Here is an 18,349-nt window from a genome sequence, read left to right as displayed (position 1 = left end):
GTGCCGTGGGTCAGTCGCGCCCGTCAGGGCGCTGCAGTCGTCTAGTTGGATCGGGCGGTGATCCACACCGTCAGGGCCACGATCGCGCCGAGGCCGAAGATCCAGAGGAACAGGCCCTCTGCGACCGGCCCGAGGGAGCCGAGCGCGAATCCGCCCGGGGACGGGTTGGCCTCGATGTACTTGAGGTACGAGATGATGTCGCGCTTGTCCTCGGGCGAGATGTTCAGGTCGTTGAAGACCGGCATGTTCTGCGGGCCGGTGACCATCGCCTCGTAGATGTGCGCCTCGGTCACGCCGCCCAGCGGGGGAGCGAACTTGCCCTCGGTGAGCGCGCCGCCGGCTCCGGCGACGTTGTGGCACATGGCGCAGTTGATGCGGAACAGCTCGGCGCCGTTCGCCGCGTCGCCCTGTCCGTCGAGGACCTCGCCCTCGGGGATCGCGGGGCCGGGGGCCAGCGACGCGACGTAGGCGGCGAGCTCGCCGACCTGCTCGTCGGTGAACTGCACCGGCTTCTCGAGCGCCTGGGGGCCGTGCATCTGCATCGGCATGCGGCCGGTGCCGACCTGGAAGTCGACCGACGCCGCGCCCACTCCGATGAGGGAGGGAGCGTTGTCGGTGCCCGCGGCGTCGAGGCCGTGGCAGGTGGCGCAGTTCGCGGCGAAGAGCTTCGAGCCCTCGTCGATCGTCTGCTGGCTGGTGGACGACGTCTCCGCCGAGGCGGACGTCGCGACGCCGACCGCGGCGTAGGTCCCGCCGGTGAGCCCGAGGCCGATGGCGATCAGGGCCAGGGTGGCGAGCGGGTGGCGGCGACCCTTCTTGGCTCGGCTCTTCGTCTTCGGGGAGGCCATCGAGGCGTCCTTCCTGCGGGGGTCGGGAGTGGAGTGGGGCATCGGCGGGCGCGTCACTTGAGGAAGTAGATGACGGCGAACAGGCCGACCCAGACGACGTCGACGAAGTGCCAGTAGTACGAGACGACGATGGCGCTCGTCGCCTCCTTGTGGCCGAAGTTCTTGACCGCGAAGCCGCGGCCGATGACGAGGAGGAACGCGATGAGGCCGCCGGTGACGTGCAGGGCGTGGAAGCCGGTCGTCAGGTAGAAGGCGGAGCCGTAGGCGTTGCTGGAGAGCGTGACGCCCTCGGAGACGAGGGTCGCGTACTCGAGCACCTGGCCGGAGACGAAGACCGCGCCCAGGGCGTAGGTGAGGAAGAACCACTCGACCATGCCCCACTTGAACGGGCTGAGGCCCGTCGCGCGCGGCTGCAGGCGCTCGGCGGCGAACACGCCGAACTGGCAGCTGAACGACGAGGCCACGAGGATCACCGTGTTCACGCCCGCGTAGGGGACGTTGAGGATCTGGGTCTCGGCGCCCCAGAGCTCGGGGGAGGTGCTCCGCAGGGTGAAGTAGATCGCGAACAGGCCCGCGAAGAACATGACCTCGCTGCCCAGCCAGACGATCGTTCCGACCGCGACCGGGTTGGGTCGGTTCACTACGGGCGCGGTGGCCGTGGGGGAGAGAGAGGTGCTCGTCACACAGACCATTATGGCCGATGGCAGGGGAGGGAAGTCGCACTAGCCGGGAGGCGATCCTCGTCGCATAATCTGGGAGCCATGTCGGAAACCCTGTCCTGGCCGCACGTTCTCAGCGCACTCCTCGAGTCCTCCGATCTGAGCGTCTCCGAGGCGACGTGGGCCATGGAGCAGGTGATGGAGGGCGCGGCGACTCCGGCGCAGCTCGCCGGACTGCTGGTGGCCCTCCGGGCGAAGGGCGAGACCGTCGACGAGATCGTCGGCTTCCGCGACGCGATCCTCGACCACGCGGTGCCGCTGGACGTGGACCCGATGGCCCTGGACATCGTCGGGACGGGCGGGGACCGCTTCGGGACCGTCAACATCTCCTCCACCGCGTCGATCATCGCGGCCGCCGCCGGCACGCCCGTCGTGAAGCACGGGAACAAGGCCGCGTCCTCCTCCTCCGGCTCCTCCGACGTGCTCGCGGCACTCGGGGTCGACCTCTCCCTCTCTCCCGAGCGGGTGGCCGAGGTGTTCCGGCGGACGGGGATCGCCTTCGTCTTCGCGTCCCTCTTCCACCCCGGCTTCCGGCACGCCGGTCCGGTGCGCGCCGAGCTGGGCGTGCCGACGGTGTTCAACTTCCTCGGCCCGCTCTGCAATCCGGCGCGTCCCGAGGCCTCGGCGGTTGGAGTGGCGCACCTCGACCGGGTGCCGCTGGTCGTCGGCGTGTTCCGGACGCGCGGGGCGACGGCTCTGGTGTTCCGCGGGGACGACGGCCTCGACGAGCTCACGACCACGGGTCACAGCCACATCTGGGAGGTGTCGCGCGGCTCCGTGGTCGAGCACGACCTCGACCCGCGCGACCTGGGCCTGCCCCGCGCGCGGATCGACGACCTGCGCGGCCGCGACGCCGCCTACAACGCGAGCGTGGTGCGCTCGGTGCTCGCGGGAGACGGCGGCCCCGTCCGCGACATCGTCCTTCTGAACGCGGCCGCAGGCCTCGCGGCGTTCGACCTGGCGCGCGACCCGGACCTGGTGCGCACGCCCGTCCTGGAGCGCCTGCGGACGTCGATGGACCGCGCGGCGGAGGCCGTCGACTCCGGGGCCGCCACGGCCAAGCTCGAGGAGTGGGTCCGCGAGACGCAGCGCGCCGTCGTCCCGCTGCCGTAGGCGCGAGCGCAGGGCGTAACGTGGGGATGCTGTCCGCGACGGTGCGGGCGGCGATCCACCACGCGCCGGATCGCCCGCAGGTCACGGGACGCCCGAGTGGTGGCCCGATCCTGGAGGAGACCTCGATGAAGAAGCTCATCAACGACCCGAAGAACGTCGTCACGGAGTCGGTGGCCGGCTTCGGCCTGGCGCACGCCGACCTGGTCCGGGTGGTGTCGGATCCCCTGTTCGTGGTGCGGGCCGACGCGCCCCGCTCGGGCAAGGTGGGCATCGTCAGCGGTGGCGGCAGCGGGCACGAGCCGCTGCACGCGGGCTTCGTCGGATTCGGGATGCTGGACGCCGCCGTCCCCGGTCCCGTCTTCACCTCGCCCACGCCCGATCCGATCGTCGCGGCCACGCAGGCCGTCGACGGCGGCGCGGGTGTGCTGCACATCGTGAAGAACTACACGGGCGACGTCCTGAACTTCGAGACCGCGGCCGACCTCGCCGGCGCCGAGGGGATCGAGGTGCGCAGCGTGATCGTCGACGACGACGTCGCGGTGAAGGACTCGCTCTACACCGCGGGCCGCCGCGGCGTGGCCGGCACCGTGCTGGTCGAGCGGATCGCGGGCGCGGCGGCCGAGCGGGGCGACTCCCTCGACGAGGTCGCGACGATCGCCGAGACGGTGATCGCCAACGTGCGCTCGATGGGCGTCGCCCTCACGCCGTGCATCGTCCCGCACGCGGGCGAGCCGAGCTTCGAGCTGGGCGAGGACGAGATCGAGATCGGCATCGGCATCCACGGCGAGCCCGGCCGGGAGAAGATCGCGCTGGAGCCGGCCGACCGCATCGTCGACCGGATCCTCGGCCCGATCCTGGAGGACCTGCCGTTCTCCTCCGGGGACGAGGTGCTGCTCCTGGTGAACGGCATGGGCGGCACGCCGCAGATCGAGCTGTACCTCGCCTACCGCCGCGCAGCCGAGGCGCTGGCCGAGAAGGGGATCACCGTCGCACGCAGCCTCGTCGGCAACTACACGACGTCGCTCGAGATGCAGGGCTTCTCGCTCACCGTCCTCAAGCTCGACGACGCCCTGACCGAGCTGTGGGACTCCCCGGTGCAGACCGCGGCGCTGCGGTGGGGACGCTGAGCGCCCGCGCGCACACCATGACCGGAACGACAGCCGCAGGAGCGGCCCACGAGGAGGAGACGACCATGCAGGACGCACAGGGAGCCGGGCTCGACGCGGCGTGGGCGACGGCGTGGATCCGCCGCGCCGCCGAGTCGATCGCGGAGCACCGGGTCGAGCTGATCACGCTCGACCGGGCGATCGGCGACGGGGACCACGGCGAGAACATGGACCGCGGCTTCCAGGCCGTGGTCGCGAAGCTGGACGCGGCGCCGGAGCAGGGGGTCCCGGCGGACGTGCTCAAGCTGGTCGCGACGACGCTCATCTCCACCGTCGGCGGCGCCTCGGGCCCGCTGTTCGGCACGGCGTTCCTGAAGGCCTCCGCCGCGGTCGCGGGCGAGGTCGCGCTCGAGGGCGCGGACGTCGCAGCGCTCCTGGCCGCGGCGAGGGACGGCATCGTGCTCCGCGGCAAGGCCGAGGTGGGCGACAAGACGATGGTGGACGCATGGACGCCGGCGGTCGACGCGGCCGCGGCCGCCGCCGAGGAGGGAGCGGCTCCGGCCGACGTCCTCGCCGCGGCGGCGGAGGCGGCGCAGAGCGGAGCGGAGTCGACGGACCCGCTGGTCGCCCGCAAGGGACGCGCCAGCTACCTCGGCGAGCGCGCCATCGGGCACCGTGATCCCGGCAGCGTGTCGACCGTTCTCCTGCTCCGCGCAGCAGCCGAGGCGGCGGCGTGAGCGTCGGGCTGGTCCTGGTCTCGCACAGCGCGCAGCTGGCGGAGGGGCTGGTCGAGCTCGCGGAGCAGATGGCGGCCTCGGTCGCGCTGGTCGCCGCGGGCGGGACGGACGACGGCGGCATCGGCACCAGCTTCGACCGCATCACGGCGGCCCTGGCGGAAGCGGACTCCGGCGAGGGGGTCGTCGTCCTCTGCGACCTCGGCTCGGCGATCATGACGGCGGAGACCGCGGTCGAGTTCCTCGACGACGACGCGCGCGCCCGGGTCCGGATCGCCGACGCCCCGCTGGTGGAGGGGGCGGTCGCGGCCGCCGTCGCCGCGGGCACGGGGGCATCGCTGGACGAGGTGCTCGCCGCCGCGGAGTCGGCCCGGGGCGAGGCGCTCGCTGCTCCCGCCGAGGAGGCCTCGCCCGGTGACGAGCGCGTGCAGCGCCGCGTCCGCCTCATCAACCCGAACGGCCTGCACGCCCGTCCCGCGGCCGACTTCGTCACGCTCGCCGCCACCTTCGACGCCCGGATCGACGCGAACGGCAAGGACGCCACGAGCCTGCTCGGCGTGATGTCGCTGGGGCTCGACCGCGGGGACGAGGTCGTCCTCTCGGCGTCGGGGCCGCAGGCCCACGAGGCGGTCGGCCGGCTCGGCGATCTGGTCGAGTCGGGCTTCGGCGAGGTGTAGCGCGCCGTCGACCGGTCCAGGGACCGCGGAGGCGCCTCCTCCTACGCTGAGCGCATGGCCCTCCGCGGAACCCGACCCCCGTCTGTCCTGCTCCGCCGACTCGTCACCGTCCCGCGCGTCGTGCGCCGGGCGGACGCTCGTGCGGCCCGGCGGCTGAACGCCCGTCGCCCGTCGCCCGTCGTCGACGGGGCGCTCGTGGGGCTCTCCCGGGCCGCGGACCACGGAGTCCTCTGGGCCGGCGTCGGCGTCCTGCTGCTCCTGGCGGGCCGTCCCCGCGAGGCTCTGCGGGGGACCGCCTCGCTCGCCGCGGCCAGCGCGCTCGCGAACCTGGTCGGCAAGCGCGTGTTCGGCGGCGACCGGCCGCTCCTCGTCGACGTCCCGGTCGGCCGGCGCCTGGCGACGGTGCCGACGTCGGCGTCCTTCCCCTCGGGGCACGCGGCGAGCGCCGCTGCCTTCGCCGCCGGGGTCGCGCTCGAGTCGCCCCGAGTGGGGGCGGCGGTCGCCCCGCTCGCCGCCGCCGTGGCCTTCTCCCGCCTGCACGTCGGCGTCCACTGGCTCTCGGACGTCCTCGGCGGCGCGGCGCTCGGCGCGGCGGTCGCGGTCGTCGGCCGAGCCGTCCTGCCGGCCGAGCCGCGCCACGTGCCCGTCTCGGAGCGCGCGACCCGGCCCCCCGTCGACCGCAGCCCGCTGGGGGACGGCGCCGCCCTCCTCGTGGTCCTCAACCCCGGCGCGGGCCGGGACTCGCACCGCCCCGATCCCGAGCCGCTGGTCCGAGCCCGGTTCCCGAAGGCGCGCGTGCACCGGCTGACCGAGGGGGAGGACCTCGCCGACGTGGTGCGCGAGGCGCGCTCGGGGGACTCTCCGCCCCGGGTGCTCGGGATCTACGGCGGGGACGGGACCATGTCGGTCGGTGCCGCTCTCGCCCGCGCCGAGGGGATGACGCTGCTCGTGCTGCCGGGCGGGACCATGAACCACTTCGCGAAGGCGCTGGGGCTGCTCACCGTCCAGGACGCGCTCGACGCGGCGACGATCGGCGAGCGCCGCGACGTCGACGTGGCCGAGGTCGTCGCGGACGGGGGAGACCCGGTCACGGTGCTCAACACGGTCTCGATCGGCGTCTACCCGGAGTTCGTCGCGGCCCGCGAGAAGCGCGAGAAGCGGATCGGGAAGCCGCTCGCCGCCGTGATCGCGGCCCTCTCGGTCGTGCGGCGCACCGATCCGTTCGAGCTCCGGCGCGACGGGCGCACGCAGCTCGTCTGGTCGTACTTCGTCGGGGTGAACCAGGAGCACCCGCGCACGGCCGCCCCGCTCGCCCGGCGTCGGCTCGACGACGGCCACCTCGACGTGCGCATCCTGCACTCAGGACGGACTCCTCGCACCCGGGGAGCGTTCTCGCTCCTGCTCGGCCGTACGGCGACCCCGGTGGTCGGCCGTGTGCCCGGCTGGCGGGCACCGGTGGTGGAGTCGTTCTCGACGCCGGAGATCACCGTCGGCGCGCGCCGACCCGCGGGGGACGACCCCGAGTGGGCGCACGACGGCGAGACCGAGCGCTTCGACGGCTCCCGCGACGGATTCGACGAGGCCGTGGTGCGGATCGTGCCGCTGGGCCTGCGGGTCTACGCGACCGCGGACTAGGGGGCGGTGCCGGCCCGGTCCCCGCCGTCCGGATCCGCCAGCAGTTCGGCCAGCGCGTCGAGGGCGGCGACCTGCCCGGCCACCACCAGCGAGCGGGCCTCGTCGAGCGGGTGCCACCGGGCGTCCTCCAGCTCGGGGAAGCTGCGCAGCACGCCGGAGCCCCGCGGCCACTCCAGCTCGAAGGTGTTGCTCGCGACGAAGGCGGTGTCCGCGTGTCCGCGCCCGGCGAAGACCGTGACGGTCTTGGCCGCGCTCTGCCGGAACGCGCCGAGGAGGGTCAGCTCCCCGACGGGCGGAGGAGCGCCGGTCTCCTCCTCGAACTCGCGGCGCGCGGCGTCCAACGGCGTCTCGTCGCCCGTGTGCACGCCCTTCGGGATCGTCCACGCGCGGGGGCGCCGGGTCCAGAAGGGGCCGCCCATCCGCCCGAGGAACACCTCGGTGCCGGAGGGGCCCTCGCGGTGCAGCAGGATCCCCGCGCTTGTCACCGCGGCCATCGCGTCTCTCCGGTCATCCCGCCATCCTGCCCCGCGCCCGTGGAAGGATCGGCAGGACCCGCCCGCGACCGCACGGAGTGAACCATGCACGACCACGAGATCCTCCGACAGCTGCGCGACGCGCTCGGAGACGCGGTCCTGACCGAGGGCCCCGGGTTCGAGGCCGTGCACACCGACAAGTCGGGCTTCTCCGCACCGGGTCGCGCGCTCGCGCTCGTCGCTGCCCGCTCGGTCGAGGACGTGCAGGCGGCGCTGCGCATAGCGACGGAGCACCGGCTCCCGGTCGTGCCGCGCGGAGCGGGAACGGGCCTCGCTGCCGGGGGAGTGGCGAGCGAGGGAGCGCTCGTCCTCTCGACCGCCGCGATGGACCGCATCCTCGAGGTGTCGCTCGAGGACGAGCTCGCGGTCGTCGAGCCCGGGGTCATCAATCAGGCGCTGTCGGACGCTGTCGCTCCGCACGGCCTCGTGTTCTCGCCCGACCCCGCGAGCCGCGCGATCTCGAGCATCGGCGGCAACATCTCGACGAACGCCGGGGGGCTGCTGTGCGCCAAGTACGGCGTGACCCGGGAGGCGGTGCTCGGGTTGACGGTCGTCCTCCCCGACGGGCGACTGCTCCGCACCGGCCGCCGCAGCGTGAAGGGAGTCACCGGGTACGACCTCACCGCGCTCCTGACCGGCTCCGAGGGGACGCTGGGCGTCATCGTGGAGGCCACCGTGAAGCTCCGCCCGATCCCGACCGGGCGCGTGGTCACGGTCGGCGCGTACTTCCCGAGCGTCGTCGCCGCGGCCGCCGCCTCCGCCGCGATCACCGCCGCGCGGCTCCGTCCCGCGGTGATGGAGCTGATGGACGAGGCGGCGCTCGCCGCGATCTCGCGCTACACCGGAGCGATGCTGGACCGCGGTGCCGCCTACCTCCTCGTCCAGACGGACGGCGGAGGAGCGGCGGAGGAGTCGCAGCGCGTCCTCGAGATCGTGACCGCCTCCGGGGGCGCCGCCGAGGCGACCGAGGACCCGGCCGAGGGTGAGGCTCTGCTGGCCGTCCGCCGGGCCTTCCACCCGGCGCTCGAGGCGGAGGGCCGCGTGCTGATCGAGGACGTCTGCGTGCCCCGCTCCGCGCTGCCGGCGATGTTCGCGGCGATCCGCGGCATCGAGGAGCGGACGGGGCTCAGCATCCCCACCGTCGCCCACGCGGGGGACGGGAACCTCCACCCGAACTTCGTGCTGCCCGCGGGGGACGGACCCGTGGGGGAGGACGTCTGGGACGCCGCCGCGGAGCTCTTCCGCACGGCCCTGGCCCTCGGCGGCACGCTCACGGGCGAGCACGGCGTGGGACTGCTCAAGCAGCGCTGGCTGGCGGAGGAGCTGGGCGAGGACTCGCTGGCGCTCCAGCGCGGGATCAAGGCCGTGTTCGACCCGCTGGGGATCATGAACCCGGGGAAGGTCTTCTGAGGAGGGCGCCCCGGGCTACCGCAGCTCGGCCGTGATCATCGAGGCGGTGAGCACGATCGTCGCCGCGGACATGAGCCAGTAGAGGACCGTCTCGCGCCAGGACCCGGAGGAGCCCAGGACGGGCAGCGCGGCGTAGCCTCCGGTGGTCCAGACGTGGCGCAGCGGTGTCCGGCGCAGGCGCCGCGGCAGGCGCACGCGCAGCGGCCACAGCCAGTTGATCCCGCCGGTCGTGAGGGCGTCGCCGGCCACGTGCACGAGGTAGCCCAGCGTCGCGGCGACCCGGAGCCACGCCCAGGTGCCGTCGGCGAGCGCGACGAGCAGGACCGTGACGACCGTCGCCCCGGCCCAGGCGATGCGCCAGGAGGGGGCGGCCCGGACGGCCTTCGCGGCGAACGCGAGGGCGGGCAGCGTGAGCACGGCGGCCACGGCGACGGGGCCGACGATCGGCACCGGGAAGCGCAGCGCCGTGAGCACCGGCACCAGGTACCAGACGACGGCGACCGCGAGCAGCGAGTGCATCCCGTGCCGGTGCCCTCCGCTGATCCGGCCCGCGGTCGCGGTGAGCAGGGAGGCGCCCGGCGCCGAGCGGGAGACGGTCGCGCTCGCGTGGTCCGCGTCGGGCACCAGGGCCCAGCCGGCGGCGACTCCGAGGCCGACCAGCCGGAGGTCGAGCGGGAGACCCGCGAGGCCGACGGGCCCGGCGACGGCGGGCACGGAGGCGGCGACGGCCCAGGCGAGCGCACCGGAGACGGCGTGCGAGCGGCCCATCATCGCGGGTCGGCTCCTTCGACTGGGCGCTGCGAGGCCGGAGGACGGCCGCGGCGGGACGAGAGAACCCCCGGCCGAGTGCGTGAGCACAGACCGGGGGTGAGGGTGGGCGATACCGGACTCGAACCGATGACCTCTTCCGTGTGAAGGAAGCGCGCTACCAACTGCGCCAATCGCCCAGGGGGACGTGCTGGACGACCCGAGAGACGATCGTAGCGGATCCGCGGGGCCCGGATGCACCGCCGACGCCCGCCACGCCCGGGTGAACGGACGGCGACGAGCCGGTTTCGCGCGGAAAGACGCGGATCGGACTCCGAGCGGCGGGATCGGCGTCCGCTCGATTTGGATTCCGGCGCCGCTGTCGTATACATTCTTCTAGGTCGAGCCGGGCAGCGAAAGCGCCGGACAGACAGCAAGACAGCACGACACGAAAAACGGCAACACCAGTACGACCTACATGCGGATGTGGCGCAGCGGTAGCGCATCACCTTGCCAAGGTGAGGGTCGCGAGTTCGAATCTCGTCATCCGCTCGAACACCGGTCCTCGGACCGGCGTCATCGGGACGGCACCCTCGGGTGCCTCCCACCTGGTCGGCCCTCGGGCCGCCGACACCGAATCCCGTACACGGTGGATTGGCCGAGAGGCGAGGCAGCGGCCTGCAAAGCCGTATACACGGGTTCGAATCCCGTATCCACCTCGATCGTTCACCGAACGAGGCGCTCCGCACGGAGCAACGGGCGATTGGCGCAGCGGTAGCGCGCTTCCCTGACACGGAAGAGGTCACTGGTTCGATCCCAGTATCGCCCACCACGAGAACCCCCGGCCCCTGGCCGGGGGTTCTGTCGTTCCCGGCTCCGGCGCTACCCTCGCAGGATGCCCGCCCCGATCCCCGTCGACGACCAGGGCACCCTCCTGCGGCTCGTCTCGCGGGACGACGGACCGGCCCTCGCCGCCGCATACCGGCGCAACCGCCGGCACCTCGCGCCCTGGGAGCCGACGCGCTCGACCCGCTTCTTCGAGGCGGGGGGCCAGACCGACGCCGTCGCGGACGCGCTCGCCGCGCACCGGGCCGGCAGCGTCCTCCCGCTCGTCCTCGACGCGGGCGGCGTGATCGTCGGTCGGCTGACTCTCGCGAACATCGTCCGCGGCGCCTTCGACAGCGGCGATCTCGGCTACTGGCTCGACAGCGGTCTGCAGGGCCGCGGCGTGATGACCCGCGCGGTCGGAGCCGTCCTGCGCACCGCGCGGGAGGATCTGGGGCTGCACCGCGTGCAGGCCGGGACGCTCCTCCACAACGTCGGATCGCAGACCGTGCTGCAGCGCAACGGCTTCGAGCGGATCGGCGTCGCGCGGCGCTACCTGCGGATCGCCGGGGAGTGGCAGGACCACGTCCTCTTCCAGGCGCTGCTCGAGGGCGGCCCGCTCCAGCCTCCGCCGACTCCGCTCGTCTAGGGTGAGCGGCGCCGGCCTTCTCCCGGCGCTCCGAGCGGGAGGGACGCGCCCATGACCACGCGGCACATCGGCGGACGAGAGTTCGACTTCGAGCGGCAGGTGGCCGTGATGGCGGTCGTGAACCGCACGCCCGACTCCTTCTACGACAAGGGCTCCACCTTCGCCCTGGACAGCGCCATCGCGGCCGCCGTGCGCGCCGCGGAGCTCGGCGCCGACTGGGTCGACATCGGCGGAGTGCCGTTCGGCCGCGGCCCCGCCGTCACGCTCCAGGAGGAGCTCGACCGGGTCGTCCCCGTCGTGGCGGGCATCGCGGAGCGGAGCGACGTGGTCGTCTCGGTGGACACGACGAGCGCCGAGGTCGCGCGCGCGAGCATCGCCGCGGGCGCCTCCGTCATCAACGACACGAGCGGGCTGCACGACCCCCGGATGCTCGAGGTCGTCGCCTCCTCCTCCGCCCAGCTCGTCATCACCCACAGCGTGGGCGCCCCCCGCAGCGAGCCGGAGAGACCCGAGTACGACGACGTCGTGGCGACCGTGGTCGACCATCTGCGGAGCCGCGTCGATCGCGCGCTCTCGGGTGGAGTGCCTGCCGGGAGGATCATCGTCGATCCGGGTCACGACCTGAACAAGAACACCCTGCACACGCTCGAGCTCACCCGCCGGCTGGGCGAGGTGGCCGCGCTCGGCTTCCCGGTGCTCGCCGCGGTGTCCAACAAGGACTTCATCGGCGAGGCGCTGGACCGGCCGCAGGGGGAGCGGCTCGAGGGCTCCCTCGCCGCCGCGGTGATCTGCATCCTGAACGGTGCGCGGATCGTGCGCATGCACGACGTGCGCCAGGCGGTGGACGCCGTGCGGATGACGGAGGCGGTGCTGGGCTGGCGAGCGCCCGTCTTCCTTCGCCACAACGTGGAGCCGGCGGCGTGAGCGCCCGCATCGACGGCCTGTCGCCGGCCGGGCAGGACCTGTCCGACGAGGCTCTGCTGGCCCTCTACGCGGACGGGGCGGGCGAGCAGTGGCTCCGGGTCAACTTCGTCGCGAGCGTCGACGGAGCGGTCACCCGCGACGGCGTCTCGGGCGATCTCGGGGGAGCGGCGGACCTGCGCGTGTTCGACCTGCTCCGCCGGCTCGCCGACGTCGTGCTCGTCGCGGCCGGCACGGTGCGGACCGAGGGCTACGGTCCGATGGTGCTGAGCGACGAGTCCGTGCGGGCGCGGCTCGGCACCGGGCGCGCCCCGCAGCCCGTCTTCGCGATCGTCTCGGGGTCGCTCGACCTCGATCCCGCCTCGCGGATCTTCACCGAGGCGCCGGTGCGCCCGATCGTCGTGACCACCGGCTCCTCGCCGGCCCGCCGCCGCGCGGAGCTCGCCGAGGTCGCCGATGTGCTCGTCTGCGGCGACGCAGAGCTCGACGCGACGCGGATGCGGGCGCAGCTCGCGGAGCGGGGGCTCGGCAGGATCCACTGCGAGGGCGGTCCGTCGCTGCTCGGGACCCTGCTCGCCGCGGACGCCGTCGACGAGCTCTGCCTGACCGTCGCTCCGACGCTCGAGGCAGGCGACTCCGGGAGGCTCGCCCGCGGCGACGTCCCCGGACCGCGCCCGCAGCACCTGGCGCACGTGCTCAGCGCCGGCGACACGCTGCTCCTGCGCTACCTTTGCCGGCGCTGACCCGCCCTACTCGCGGCGCCGCTCGTTCCCGTCGCGCTTGGCCTCGGAGGCCGGACGGGCGGCGATCACGGGGTGGGCGCCGGTGAAGCCGTCACGGGCGGACGCGATCGCCAGGATGCGCGGCTTCGCGACGTGCCAGCCCACGATCAGGGCGGGCACGCCGACCACCGCGACGATCCCCACGGTCCAGGTGCCGGTCGGGAAGTCGACGGCGATGAGGACCACCACGATCACCAGGAACGCCAGGGTGAGCCACGAGGTCACCGGGGCGCCGGGCATCCGGAAGGACGGGCGCTCCAGGCGCCCCTGGGCCGCCCAGCGCTGCAGCTGCATCTGGCAGAGGACGATCATGCCCCAGCCCGTGACGATGCCCAGCGCCGAGACGTTGAGGACGATCTCGAAGGCCTCGGACGGCACGAAGAGGTTCAGCACGATCCCGATCAGGGTGATGCTCGCCGTGAGCAGGATGCCGCCGTAGGGGACGCCCTGCTTGTTCATCCGGCCGGTGAAGGCGGGGGCGGAGCCGTTGAGCGCCATGGAGCGGAGGATGCGGCCGGTCGAGTAGAGCCCGGCGTTGATGCTGGAGAGCGCGGCCGTCAGCACGACGAAGTTCATGATCGATCCGGCGATCTCGCCCGAGGAGCCGTCGCCCAGCGAGCTGAAGAACGTGACGAACGGGCTCTCGCCCTTCGAGTAGGCCGTGTAGGGCAGCAGCAGCGTCAGCAGCAGCACCGAGCCGACGTAGAAGACGGCGATGCGCAGGATGACCGAGTTGATGGCGCGCGGGATGACCTTCGCCGGCTCCGCGGTCTCGCCCGCCGCTGTGCCGACAAGCTCGACTCCGGAGTAGGCGAACACCACGCCCTGGACGACCAGGACGCTGGCGATCAGGCCGCCGGGCAGGATGCCGCCGTTGTCGTTCCAGAGGCTGATCCCGGGGTCCACGGAGACGCCGCCGGACTGCAGCGGCCAGCCCGCGGCGAGCACGACGACGCCGATCACCAGGAAGACCACCAGCGCCGTGACCTTGATGAGCGCGAACCAGAACTCCAGCTCCCCGAAGACCTTGACCGAGACGAGGTTCAGCGAGAGCACGACGACCAGGGCGATGAGTGCGAGGAGCCACTGGGGCACGGAGGAGAAGAGCGACCAGTACTTCACGTACAGGGCCACCGCGGTGACGTCGGCGATCGCGGTCATCGCCCAGTTCAGGAAGTACATCCATCCGGCGACGAAGGCGGCCTTCTCGCCCAGGAACTCGCGGGCGTAGGAGATGAAGGAGCCCGAGCTCGGCCGGTGCAGGACCAGCTCGCCGAGCGCGCGGAGGATCAGGTAGGCGAAGACGCCGCAGACCGCGTACACGACGACGAGCGAGGGACCGGCGGTGGCGAGTCGCCCGCCCGCGCCGAGGAAGAGGCCGGTGCCGATCGCGCCGCCGATGGCGATCATCTGCAGCTGCCGGGGCTTGAGCCCGGGACGGTAGCCCTCCTGCTCCTTCGAGAAGTCGGGCTGCGCGTGCCCGCGGTCGTCGTCGCTCTGCGTCACGGGGGCTCCCTCGTCACCGGATCGCGCCGGGCGGCTGCTCCGGCACGCCCGTCAGGGTAAAGGCGCTCTGCTCGGAGGAGGCGGGTGGCGCGGGTCCGCGGCATGCGGATCCTCTCAGGATCGAAGCGCCTACCCTCAGGGCATGAGCGGTCCCGACCTCGCACGGCAGTCCTCGCTCGAGGGCGTCCGGATCCCGTCGCCAGCGAGGCGCCTGAACGGCGGCACCGATCCGGCGCTCGTCTGGCGCAACGAGCTCGATGGGCTGACCTTCCGCGTGGACGCCGGGTACCTGAAGTGGAATCCCCGGTCCACGGGCGTCGACCTCCGTCGCGAGATCGCGCGTCTGCGCTGGCTGGAGGGGCGGATCGACGCGCCCCGGATCCTGGAGGCGGGCGAGGACGAGGAGGGGCAGTGGCTCCTCACCGCACCGCTGCCCGGGCAGAGCGCCGTCGATCCGAAGTGGACAGCCCGGCCGGAGGAGGCCGTCCGCGCGATCGCGGCCGGCCTGCGGGCGGTCCACGCGCTCCCCGTCGACGCGGTGCCCGAGGAGCTGCGCGGCGACTCCTGGTTCGCGCGCCGGCCGTCGGCGCTCGGCGCGGCTCCGGAGCTCGTGGACCCCGTCGTGGTGCACGGCGACGCGTGCGCTCCGAACACGCTGGTCGACGACGACGGACGCTGGAGCGGCACGGTCGACGTCGGCGACCTGGGCGTGGGCGACCGCTGGGCGGATCTGGCGGTCGCCGCGGTCAGCCTCGGCTGGAACTACGGCCCCGGCCACACCCCGCTGCTCCTCGCGGAGTACGGAGCGGATCCGGACGACGAGCGCGCGGCCTACTACCGCGCGCTCTGGTCGTCCGAGTCCTGAGTCATTTCTTCTTCGCGGCCTCGTCGTCCTGGGCCGCGCCCTCGTCGCTGCGGTTCTCGCTCGCCAGGCGCAGCCAGCGTCCGTCGCGGACGTCCTTCTCGTGCACGGCCGCCTTCTTGTCGCTCGCGGCGGTGTCGCGCGGGGGGAGCTGGATGGTCTCCTCCGCCTCGATGCCCGCCTGCAGCTCGCGTCCGCGCTCGAGCTCGGCGTCGAACTCCGCGCCGAAGAGCAGGGCGATGTTGGTGATCCAGATCCAGAGGAGGAAGACGATCACCGCGCCGAGCGAGCCGTAGGTCTTGTTGTAGTTGGAGAAGTTGGCCACGTAGAACGCGAAGCCGGTCGAGGCGATCAGCCAGATCGCCAGGGCGACGATCGATCCGATGCTGATCCAGCGGAACTTCGGCTGGCGGATGTTGGGCGCCCAGTAGTACAGGGTCGCGACGATCACGATCGCGATGACCACGAGCACCGGCCATTTCGCGATGTTCCACACGGTGAGGGCGGCGGGGCCGAGGCCCACGACGTCGCCGACGGCGGTCGCGACCGGTCCGCTGAGCACGAGGATGAGCGCCGCGATCACGATCAGGACGACCGTCACCACGGTCACGCCGAGCATCGTCGGGCGGAGCTTCCAGAAGGGGCGCCCCTCGTCGATCTGGTAGACGCGGTTCATCGCGCGGCCGAAGGCGCCGACGTAGCCGGAGGCGGACCAGATCGCTCCGACGACACCGGTCACGAAGGCGAGACCCGCGGCGGAGGAGCTGGTCAGCGCCTGGATCGGGTCGCGCAGCAGGTCGACGACCTCGCTCGACGCGAGGTTCCCGATCAGGTCGAGCACCAGATCAGTGGTGGCCTGCGCCTGGCCGAAGAGCCCCAGCACCGACACGATCGCGAGCAGGGCGGGGAAGAGCGCGAGCACGGCGTAGTAGGTGAGCGCGGCGGCGAGGTCGGTGCACTGGTCCGCGCCGAACTCGCGGGCCGTCTTCTTGAGGACGTAGAACCAGGAGCGCTTGGTGATGTCGGTGACGTCGTCGGGCTTCCGGGAATCGTCGGGATCGGGCGCTGTCTTCTCGCGGGTCGTGCTCTGCTCGGCCATGCGGACACGCTACGGGGCCGACAGTCGTCGGACGGCCCCCTTGACGGCGTAGCCGGTCGTGTCGCGGGTCAGGCCCGGCGCTGGCGCGCAGCGGCGAGGGTGCCGAAGAGGAGGAAGGAGCAGGTCGCGGCGAGGACGGTCAGCAGCGGAGCCTCCCAGCCGCCGCTCGCGTCGTGCGCGAACCCGATGACGGTCGGGGCGGTGGCGGCCACGGCGTAGCCGATCCCCTGCACCGTGGCCGAGAGCCGCGACGCGTGGGCGTCGGAGCGGGAGAGCCGCACGACGAGCACGAAGACCACCGTGAATCCTCCGCCCTGGGCCGCGCCGCCCAGCACGCACCAGAGCGCCCAGAGCTGCGGGGCGAGCAGCAGCCCCGCCGGCACCGTGCACCAGAGGAGGCCGACGAGCACGATGCTCCCCAGGGGTCCGAGCCTCCGGACCAGGAGCGGGACGCCGAGGGCGCCGGCGACCGCGGCGAGCTGGAACACCGAGGCGCTCGCGCCCGCGGTCGCGATCGAGAAGCCGTTGCGGTCGACGAGCAGCGAGGGGAGCCACGCCGTCACTCCGTAGTACGAGAACGCCTGGCTCGAGAAGCAGAGCGCGAGCGCCAGCACGGTCGCGCTGCGGAAGATCCGCGGAGCCGGTGCGGCCGGTGCGCGGTCGGCGCGGGACGGGCGGGGAGTCGGACGCAGGGCCGCCCGAGGCCCCACGGCCACGAGCCAGCCGGCCAGAGCGAGGGCGTTGAGGGCGAGCCAGACGAGCAGGGCGCCTCGCCAGCCGAGGGTTAGAGCGAGCGGAGCGGTGCCGAGCGAGGTGATCGTCGAGCCGATGTTGAGGGCCGCGGTGTAGACGCCCGTCGTGAGGTCGACGCGCTCGGGAGCGACGTCCCGCCGGATCACGACGGGGAGGACGACGTTGCCGATCGTGATGGAGACGCCGATCAGGACGGTGCCCGCCACGGCCGGTCCCACGTCGCCGATCGAGCGGACGATCGTGCCGAGCGCGACGCCGATCACCGTGACGGTCACGGCGGCGTCGGGTCCCGCGCGGCGGATCACCAGGAGGGCGAGCGGAGTCGCCAGGGCGAAGCAGAGCACGGGGATGCTGGTGAGGATCCCCGCCTGGCCCGCGGACAGCGCGAGGTCCTCGCGCACCGCGTCGATGATGGGCGCGACGGCGACGATCGGACCGCGCAGGACCAGCGCGACCAGGGCGACCGCCACGACGAGGAGCCAGGGAGCGCTCCGGCGCGCGGTCATCGGGGCGTCGAGGGCCGCGGCACCCCGGTCAGCCGGTCAGGCCGGGGACCCCGGCCGAGAGGTTGCCGACGATGGTGAAGACGCCCGACACCAGACCGAGGATCCCGGTGACGAGTCCGGCCGTCGCGAGCCCGCGACCGCCTCCGACGAGCGGTGCGGCCGCCCGGCCCTTCGCCGAGAAGACGATGGCGAGGATCGAGGGGATCAGCAGCGGATTGATCAGCAGGCTCAGGACGCCGAGCACGAGGCTCGCGATCGCCATGGGGTTGCGGCCCGCCGCGGAGGACGGGGCGGACGGATAGGCGTACAGCTCCTGCTCCGGAGCGCCCGGGGGCGTGCCGTAGGCGGGAGCGGGCGCCGAGGAGGACGGGCGGGACCGGTCCGTCCACGCCGCGCCGTCCCAGTAGAGCTCCGAGCCGAGGTCGGCCGGATGCGGGTACCACCCGGGCGCGGGCAGCGGAGCGGAGTCGTCGGGCATGGGGCGAGTCTAGAGCGGCGCCGATCAGCTCTTGGGCTGCTCGATGCCGAGCGCGTTCCCGTCGGGATCGAGGATCCAGGACGCCCAGACGCTGCCGCGGTCGGCCACGCCGTTCTCGGTGCGCAGCTCGTCGCTGTCGTAGTCCTCCGGAGCCACGCCCCGAGCCGCCAGCGCGTCCAGCTCGGCGCGCAGGTCGGCCACCCGCCAGGCGGCCTTGGTCTGCTCGTCCTTCGAGCCCGTGGTGCTGGCGGTGACGGTGAGCCGCGTGCCGCCGCAGGAGTAGGCGATCGCCGACTCGCTCTCCTCGAGGACCTTCAGTCCCAGGGAGCCGGCGTAGAAGGCGCGGGAGGCGGCGAGGTCGCGGGAGAGCAGAACGGGGCCGATGGGGGAGTCGGAGAGCACGGTGAGTCCTTTCGTCGGTGGGCCTCCAGTCGACGCCCGCTGCG

Annotated in this window: 19 protein-coding genes and 4 tRNA genes; 13 read left to right on the top strand and 10 right to left on the bottom strand. The window is 73.2% G+C overall.

Translation table 11 applies throughout. The annotated features are described in order from the left end of the window. Positions 1-41 precede the first annotated feature (41 nt). A complete protein-coding gene (locus C5C57_RS07100) occupies positions 42-848 on the bottom strand; it encodes a c-type cytochrome (RefSeq protein WP_104224648.1) in 807 nt (268 codons plus the stop codon). 53 nt (positions 849-901) lie between these two features. Next, positions 902-1,540 carry a heme-copper oxidase subunit III gene (locus C5C57_RS07095; protein WP_104224647.1) on the bottom strand — a complete coding sequence of 213 codons (639 nt, stop codon included), beginning with the start codon at positions 1,538-1,540 and terminating at the stop codon, positions 902-904. Between the two features lie 69 nt (positions 1,541-1,609). On the opposite strand from C5C57_RS07095, the gene trpD reads away from it, so the two are divergent. The 5 genes from trpD to C5C57_RS07070 all read left to right on the top strand — a co-directional run bounded on the left by trpD (position 1,610) and on the right by C5C57_RS07070 (position 6,832). Next, positions 1,610-2,680: an anthranilate phosphoribosyltransferase gene (gene trpD, locus C5C57_RS07090; protein WP_104246758.1), complete on the top strand. Its 1,071-nt coding sequence runs from the start codon at positions 1,610-1,612 to the stop codon at positions 2,678-2,680. Between the two features lie 125 nt (positions 2,681-2,805). Next, positions 2,806-3,807, top strand: coding sequence for a dihydroxyacetone kinase subunit DhaK (gene dhaK / locus C5C57_RS07085; protein WP_104224645.1), 1,002 nt, complete (start codon positions 2,806-2,808; stop codon positions 3,805-3,807). Positions 3,808-3,872: 65 nt separating this feature from the next. Next, a complete protein-coding gene (gene dhaL, locus C5C57_RS07080; RefSeq protein ID WP_104246842.1) occupies positions 3,873-4,523 on the top strand; it encodes a dihydroxyacetone kinase subunit DhaL in 651 nt (216 codons plus the stop codon). Then, a complete protein-coding gene (gene dhaM / locus C5C57_RS07075; protein WP_104225354.1) occupies positions 4,520-5,197 on the top strand; it encodes a dihydroxyacetone kinase phosphoryl donor subunit DhaM in 678 nt (225 codons plus the stop codon). The genes dhaL and dhaM overlap by 4 nt, the downstream gene beginning before the upstream one ends. Positions 5,198-5,251: 54 nt before the next feature. Next, positions 5,252-6,832: a bifunctional phosphatase PAP2/diacylglycerol kinase family protein gene (locus C5C57_RS07070; protein ID WP_104239316.1), complete on the top strand. Its 1,581-nt coding sequence runs from the start codon at positions 5,252-5,254 to the stop codon at positions 6,830-6,832. Here C5C57_RS07070 and C5C57_RS07065 read toward each other — a convergent pair. Further along, positions 6,829-7,326 carry an NUDIX domain-containing protein gene (locus C5C57_RS07065; RefSeq protein ID WP_104246759.1) on the bottom strand — a complete coding sequence of 166 codons (498 nt, stop codon included), beginning with the start codon at positions 7,324-7,326 and terminating at the stop codon, positions 6,829-6,831. The two genes, C5C57_RS07070 and C5C57_RS07065, sit on opposite strands and share 4 nt — an antisense overlap. Positions 7,327-7,410: 84 nt before the next feature. Here C5C57_RS07065 and C5C57_RS07060 point away from each other — a divergent pair, with 84 nt between their 5' ends. Beyond that, positions 7,411-8,775: an FAD-binding oxidoreductase gene (locus C5C57_RS07060; protein ID WP_104246760.1), complete on the top strand. Its 1,365-nt coding sequence runs from the start codon at positions 7,411-7,413 to the stop codon at positions 8,773-8,775. A gap of 15 nt (positions 8,776-8,790) precedes the next feature. On the opposite strand, the gene C5C57_RS07055 is transcribed toward C5C57_RS07060, so the two are convergent. Both C5C57_RS07055 and C5C57_RS07050 read right to left on the bottom strand, forming a co-directional pair. Further along, positions 8,791-9,546 (bottom strand): metal-dependent hydrolase, encoded by a 756-nt coding sequence (locus tag C5C57_RS07055; protein ID WP_104246761.1) that lies wholly within the window; start codon positions 9,544-9,546, stop codon positions 8,791-8,793. Positions 9,547-9,649: 103 nt separating this feature from the next. Next, a tRNA-Val gene (locus tag C5C57_RS07050) sits at positions 9,650-9,722 on the bottom strand. 280 nt (positions 9,723-10,002) lie between these two features. Between C5C57_RS07050 and C5C57_RS07045 the strand changes: the two genes are divergently transcribed. From C5C57_RS07045 to C5C57_RS07020, 6 genes are all read left to right on the top strand, one after another. Beyond that, positions 10,003-10,074: transfer RNA gene (locus tag C5C57_RS07045), tRNA-Gly, on the top strand. 96 nt (positions 10,075-10,170) lie between these two features. Beyond that, positions 10,171-10,241: transfer RNA gene (locus C5C57_RS07040), tRNA-Cys, on the top strand. A gap of 38 nt (positions 10,242-10,279) precedes the next feature. Continuing rightward, a tRNA-Val gene (locus C5C57_RS07035) sits at positions 10,280-10,354 on the top strand. Between the two features lie 63 nt (positions 10,355-10,417). Further along, the gene (locus C5C57_RS07030) at positions 10,418-10,996 is read left to right on the top strand and encodes a GNAT family N-acetyltransferase (protein ID WP_104225349.1); all 579 of its coding nucleotides are present in this window, start codon (positions 10,418-10,420) and stop codon (positions 10,994-10,996) included. A 51-nt stretch (positions 10,997-11,047) separates the two neighbouring features. Beyond that, positions 11,048-11,920, top strand: coding sequence for a dihydropteroate synthase (folP, locus tag C5C57_RS07025; protein ID WP_104246762.1), 873 nt, complete (start codon positions 11,048-11,050; stop codon positions 11,918-11,920). Continuing rightward, positions 11,917-12,660 (top strand): pyrimidine reductase family protein, encoded by a 744-nt coding sequence (locus tag C5C57_RS07020; protein ID WP_104246763.1) that lies wholly within the window; start codon positions 11,917-11,919, stop codon positions 12,658-12,660. The genes folP and C5C57_RS07020 overlap by 4 nt, the downstream gene beginning before the upstream one ends. A gap of 6 nt (positions 12,661-12,666) precedes the next feature. Here C5C57_RS07020 and C5C57_RS07015 read toward each other — a convergent pair whose 3' ends face one another. Beyond that, a complete protein-coding gene (locus tag C5C57_RS07015; protein WP_258072024.1) occupies positions 12,667-14,205 on the bottom strand; it encodes an amino acid permease in 1,539 nt (512 codons plus the stop codon). A 142-nt stretch (positions 14,206-14,347) separates the two neighbouring features. Here C5C57_RS07015 and C5C57_RS07010 point away from each other — a divergent pair, with 142 nt between their 5' ends. Continuing rightward, positions 14,348-15,070, top strand: coding sequence for an aminoglycoside 3'-phosphotransferase (locus tag C5C57_RS07010; RefSeq protein ID WP_104246764.1), 723 nt, complete (start codon positions 14,348-14,350; stop codon positions 15,068-15,070). 1 nt (position 15,071) lies between these two features. Here the strand turns inward: C5C57_RS07010 and C5C57_RS07005 are convergent, their stop codons facing one another. The 4 genes from C5C57_RS07005 to C5C57_RS18055 all read right to left on the bottom strand — a co-directional run bounded on the left by C5C57_RS07005 (position 15,072) and on the right by C5C57_RS18055 (position 18,305). After that, complete coding sequence (locus C5C57_RS07005) at positions 15,072-16,166, bottom strand: YihY/virulence factor BrkB family protein (RefSeq protein ID WP_104225345.1); 1,095 nt, start codon at positions 16,164-16,166, stop codon at positions 15,072-15,074. A gap of 68 nt (positions 16,167-16,234) precedes the next feature. After that, positions 16,235-17,425, bottom strand: a complete 1,191-nt coding sequence (locus tag C5C57_RS07000) for a CynX/NimT family MFS transporter (RefSeq protein ID WP_104246765.1) — start codon at positions 17,423-17,425, stop codon at positions 16,235-16,237. A gap of 28 nt (positions 17,426-17,453) precedes the next feature. Continuing rightward, positions 17,454-17,903 carry a DUF2510 domain-containing protein gene (locus C5C57_RS06995; RefSeq protein ID WP_104224633.1) on the bottom strand — a complete coding sequence of 150 codons (450 nt, stop codon included), beginning with the start codon at positions 17,901-17,903 and terminating at the stop codon, positions 17,454-17,456. Positions 17,904-17,927: 24 nt separating this feature from the next. Continuing rightward, the gene (locus C5C57_RS18055) at positions 17,928-18,305 is read right to left on the bottom strand and encodes a VOC family protein (RefSeq protein WP_104246766.1); all 378 of its coding nucleotides are present in this window, start codon (positions 18,303-18,305) and stop codon (positions 17,928-17,930) included. Positions 18,306-18,349 lie beyond the last annotated feature (44 nt).

The organism is Rathayibacter sp. AY1C5, assembly GCF_002931705.1.
In the GTDB taxonomy this organism is placed as follows: Bacteria; Actinomycetota; Actinomycetes; order Actinomycetales; family Microbacteriaceae; genus Rathayibacter.
This window is presented reverse-complemented; position numbering and strand designations above follow the sequence as displayed.

What these genes read in the sequence shown, in the direction of transcription:
- C5C57_RS07100 (WP_104224648.1), bottom strand. Translation starts at nt 848, where the DNA reads ATGGCCTCCCCGAAGACGAAGAGCCGAGCCAAGAAGGGTCGCCGCCAC.
- C5C57_RS07095 (WP_104224647.1), bottom strand. Translation starts at nt 1,540, where the DNA reads ATGGTCTGTGTGACGAGCACCTCTCTCTCCCCCACGGCCACCGCGCCC.
- trpD (WP_104246758.1), top strand. Translation starts at nt 1,610, where the DNA reads ATGTCGGAAACCCTGTCCTGGCCGCACGTTCTCAGCGCACTCCTCGAG.
- dhaK (WP_104224645.1), top strand. Translation starts at nt 2,806, where the DNA reads ATGAAGAAGCTCATCAACGACCCGAAGAACGTCGTCACGGAGTCGGTG.
- dhaL (WP_104246842.1), top strand. Translation starts at nt 3,873, where the DNA reads ATGCAGGACGCACAGGGAGCCGGGCTCGACGCGGCGTGGGCGACGGCG.
- C5C57_RS07070 (WP_104239316.1), top strand. Translation starts at nt 5,252, where the DNA reads ATGGCCCTCCGCGGAACCCGACCCCCGTCTGTCCTGCTCCGCCGACTC.
- C5C57_RS07065 (WP_104246759.1), bottom strand. Translation starts at nt 7,326, where the DNA reads ATGGCCGCGGTGACAAGCGCGGGGATCCTGCTGCACCGCGAGGGCCCC.
- C5C57_RS07060 (WP_104246760.1), top strand. Translation starts at nt 7,411, where the DNA reads ATGCACGACCACGAGATCCTCCGACAGCTGCGCGACGCGCTCGGAGAC.
- C5C57_RS07055 (WP_104246761.1), bottom strand. Translation starts at nt 9,546, where the DNA reads ATGATGGGCCGCTCGCACGCCGTCTCCGGTGCGCTCGCCTGGGCCGTC.
- C5C57_RS07030 (WP_104225349.1), top strand. Translation starts at nt 10,418, where the DNA reads ATGCCCGCCCCGATCCCCGTCGACGACCAGGGCACCCTCCTGCGGCTC.
- folP (WP_104246762.1), top strand. Translation starts at nt 11,048, where the DNA reads ATGACCACGCGGCACATCGGCGGACGAGAGTTCGACTTCGAGCGGCAG.
- C5C57_RS07010 (WP_104246764.1), top strand. Translation starts at nt 14,348, where the DNA reads ATGAGCGGTCCCGACCTCGCACGGCAGTCCTCGCTCGAGGGCGTCCGG.
- C5C57_RS07005 (WP_104225345.1), bottom strand. Translation starts at nt 16,166, where the DNA reads ATGGCCGAGCAGAGCACGACCCGCGAGAAGACAGCGCCCGATCCCGAC.
- C5C57_RS07000 (WP_104246765.1), bottom strand. Translation starts at nt 17,425, where the DNA reads ATGACCGCGCGCCGGAGCGCTCCCTGGCTCCTCGTCGTGGCGGTCGCC.
- C5C57_RS06995 (WP_104224633.1), bottom strand. Translation starts at nt 17,903, where the DNA reads ATGCCCGACGACTCCGCTCCGCTGCCCGCGCCCGGGTGGTACCCGCAT.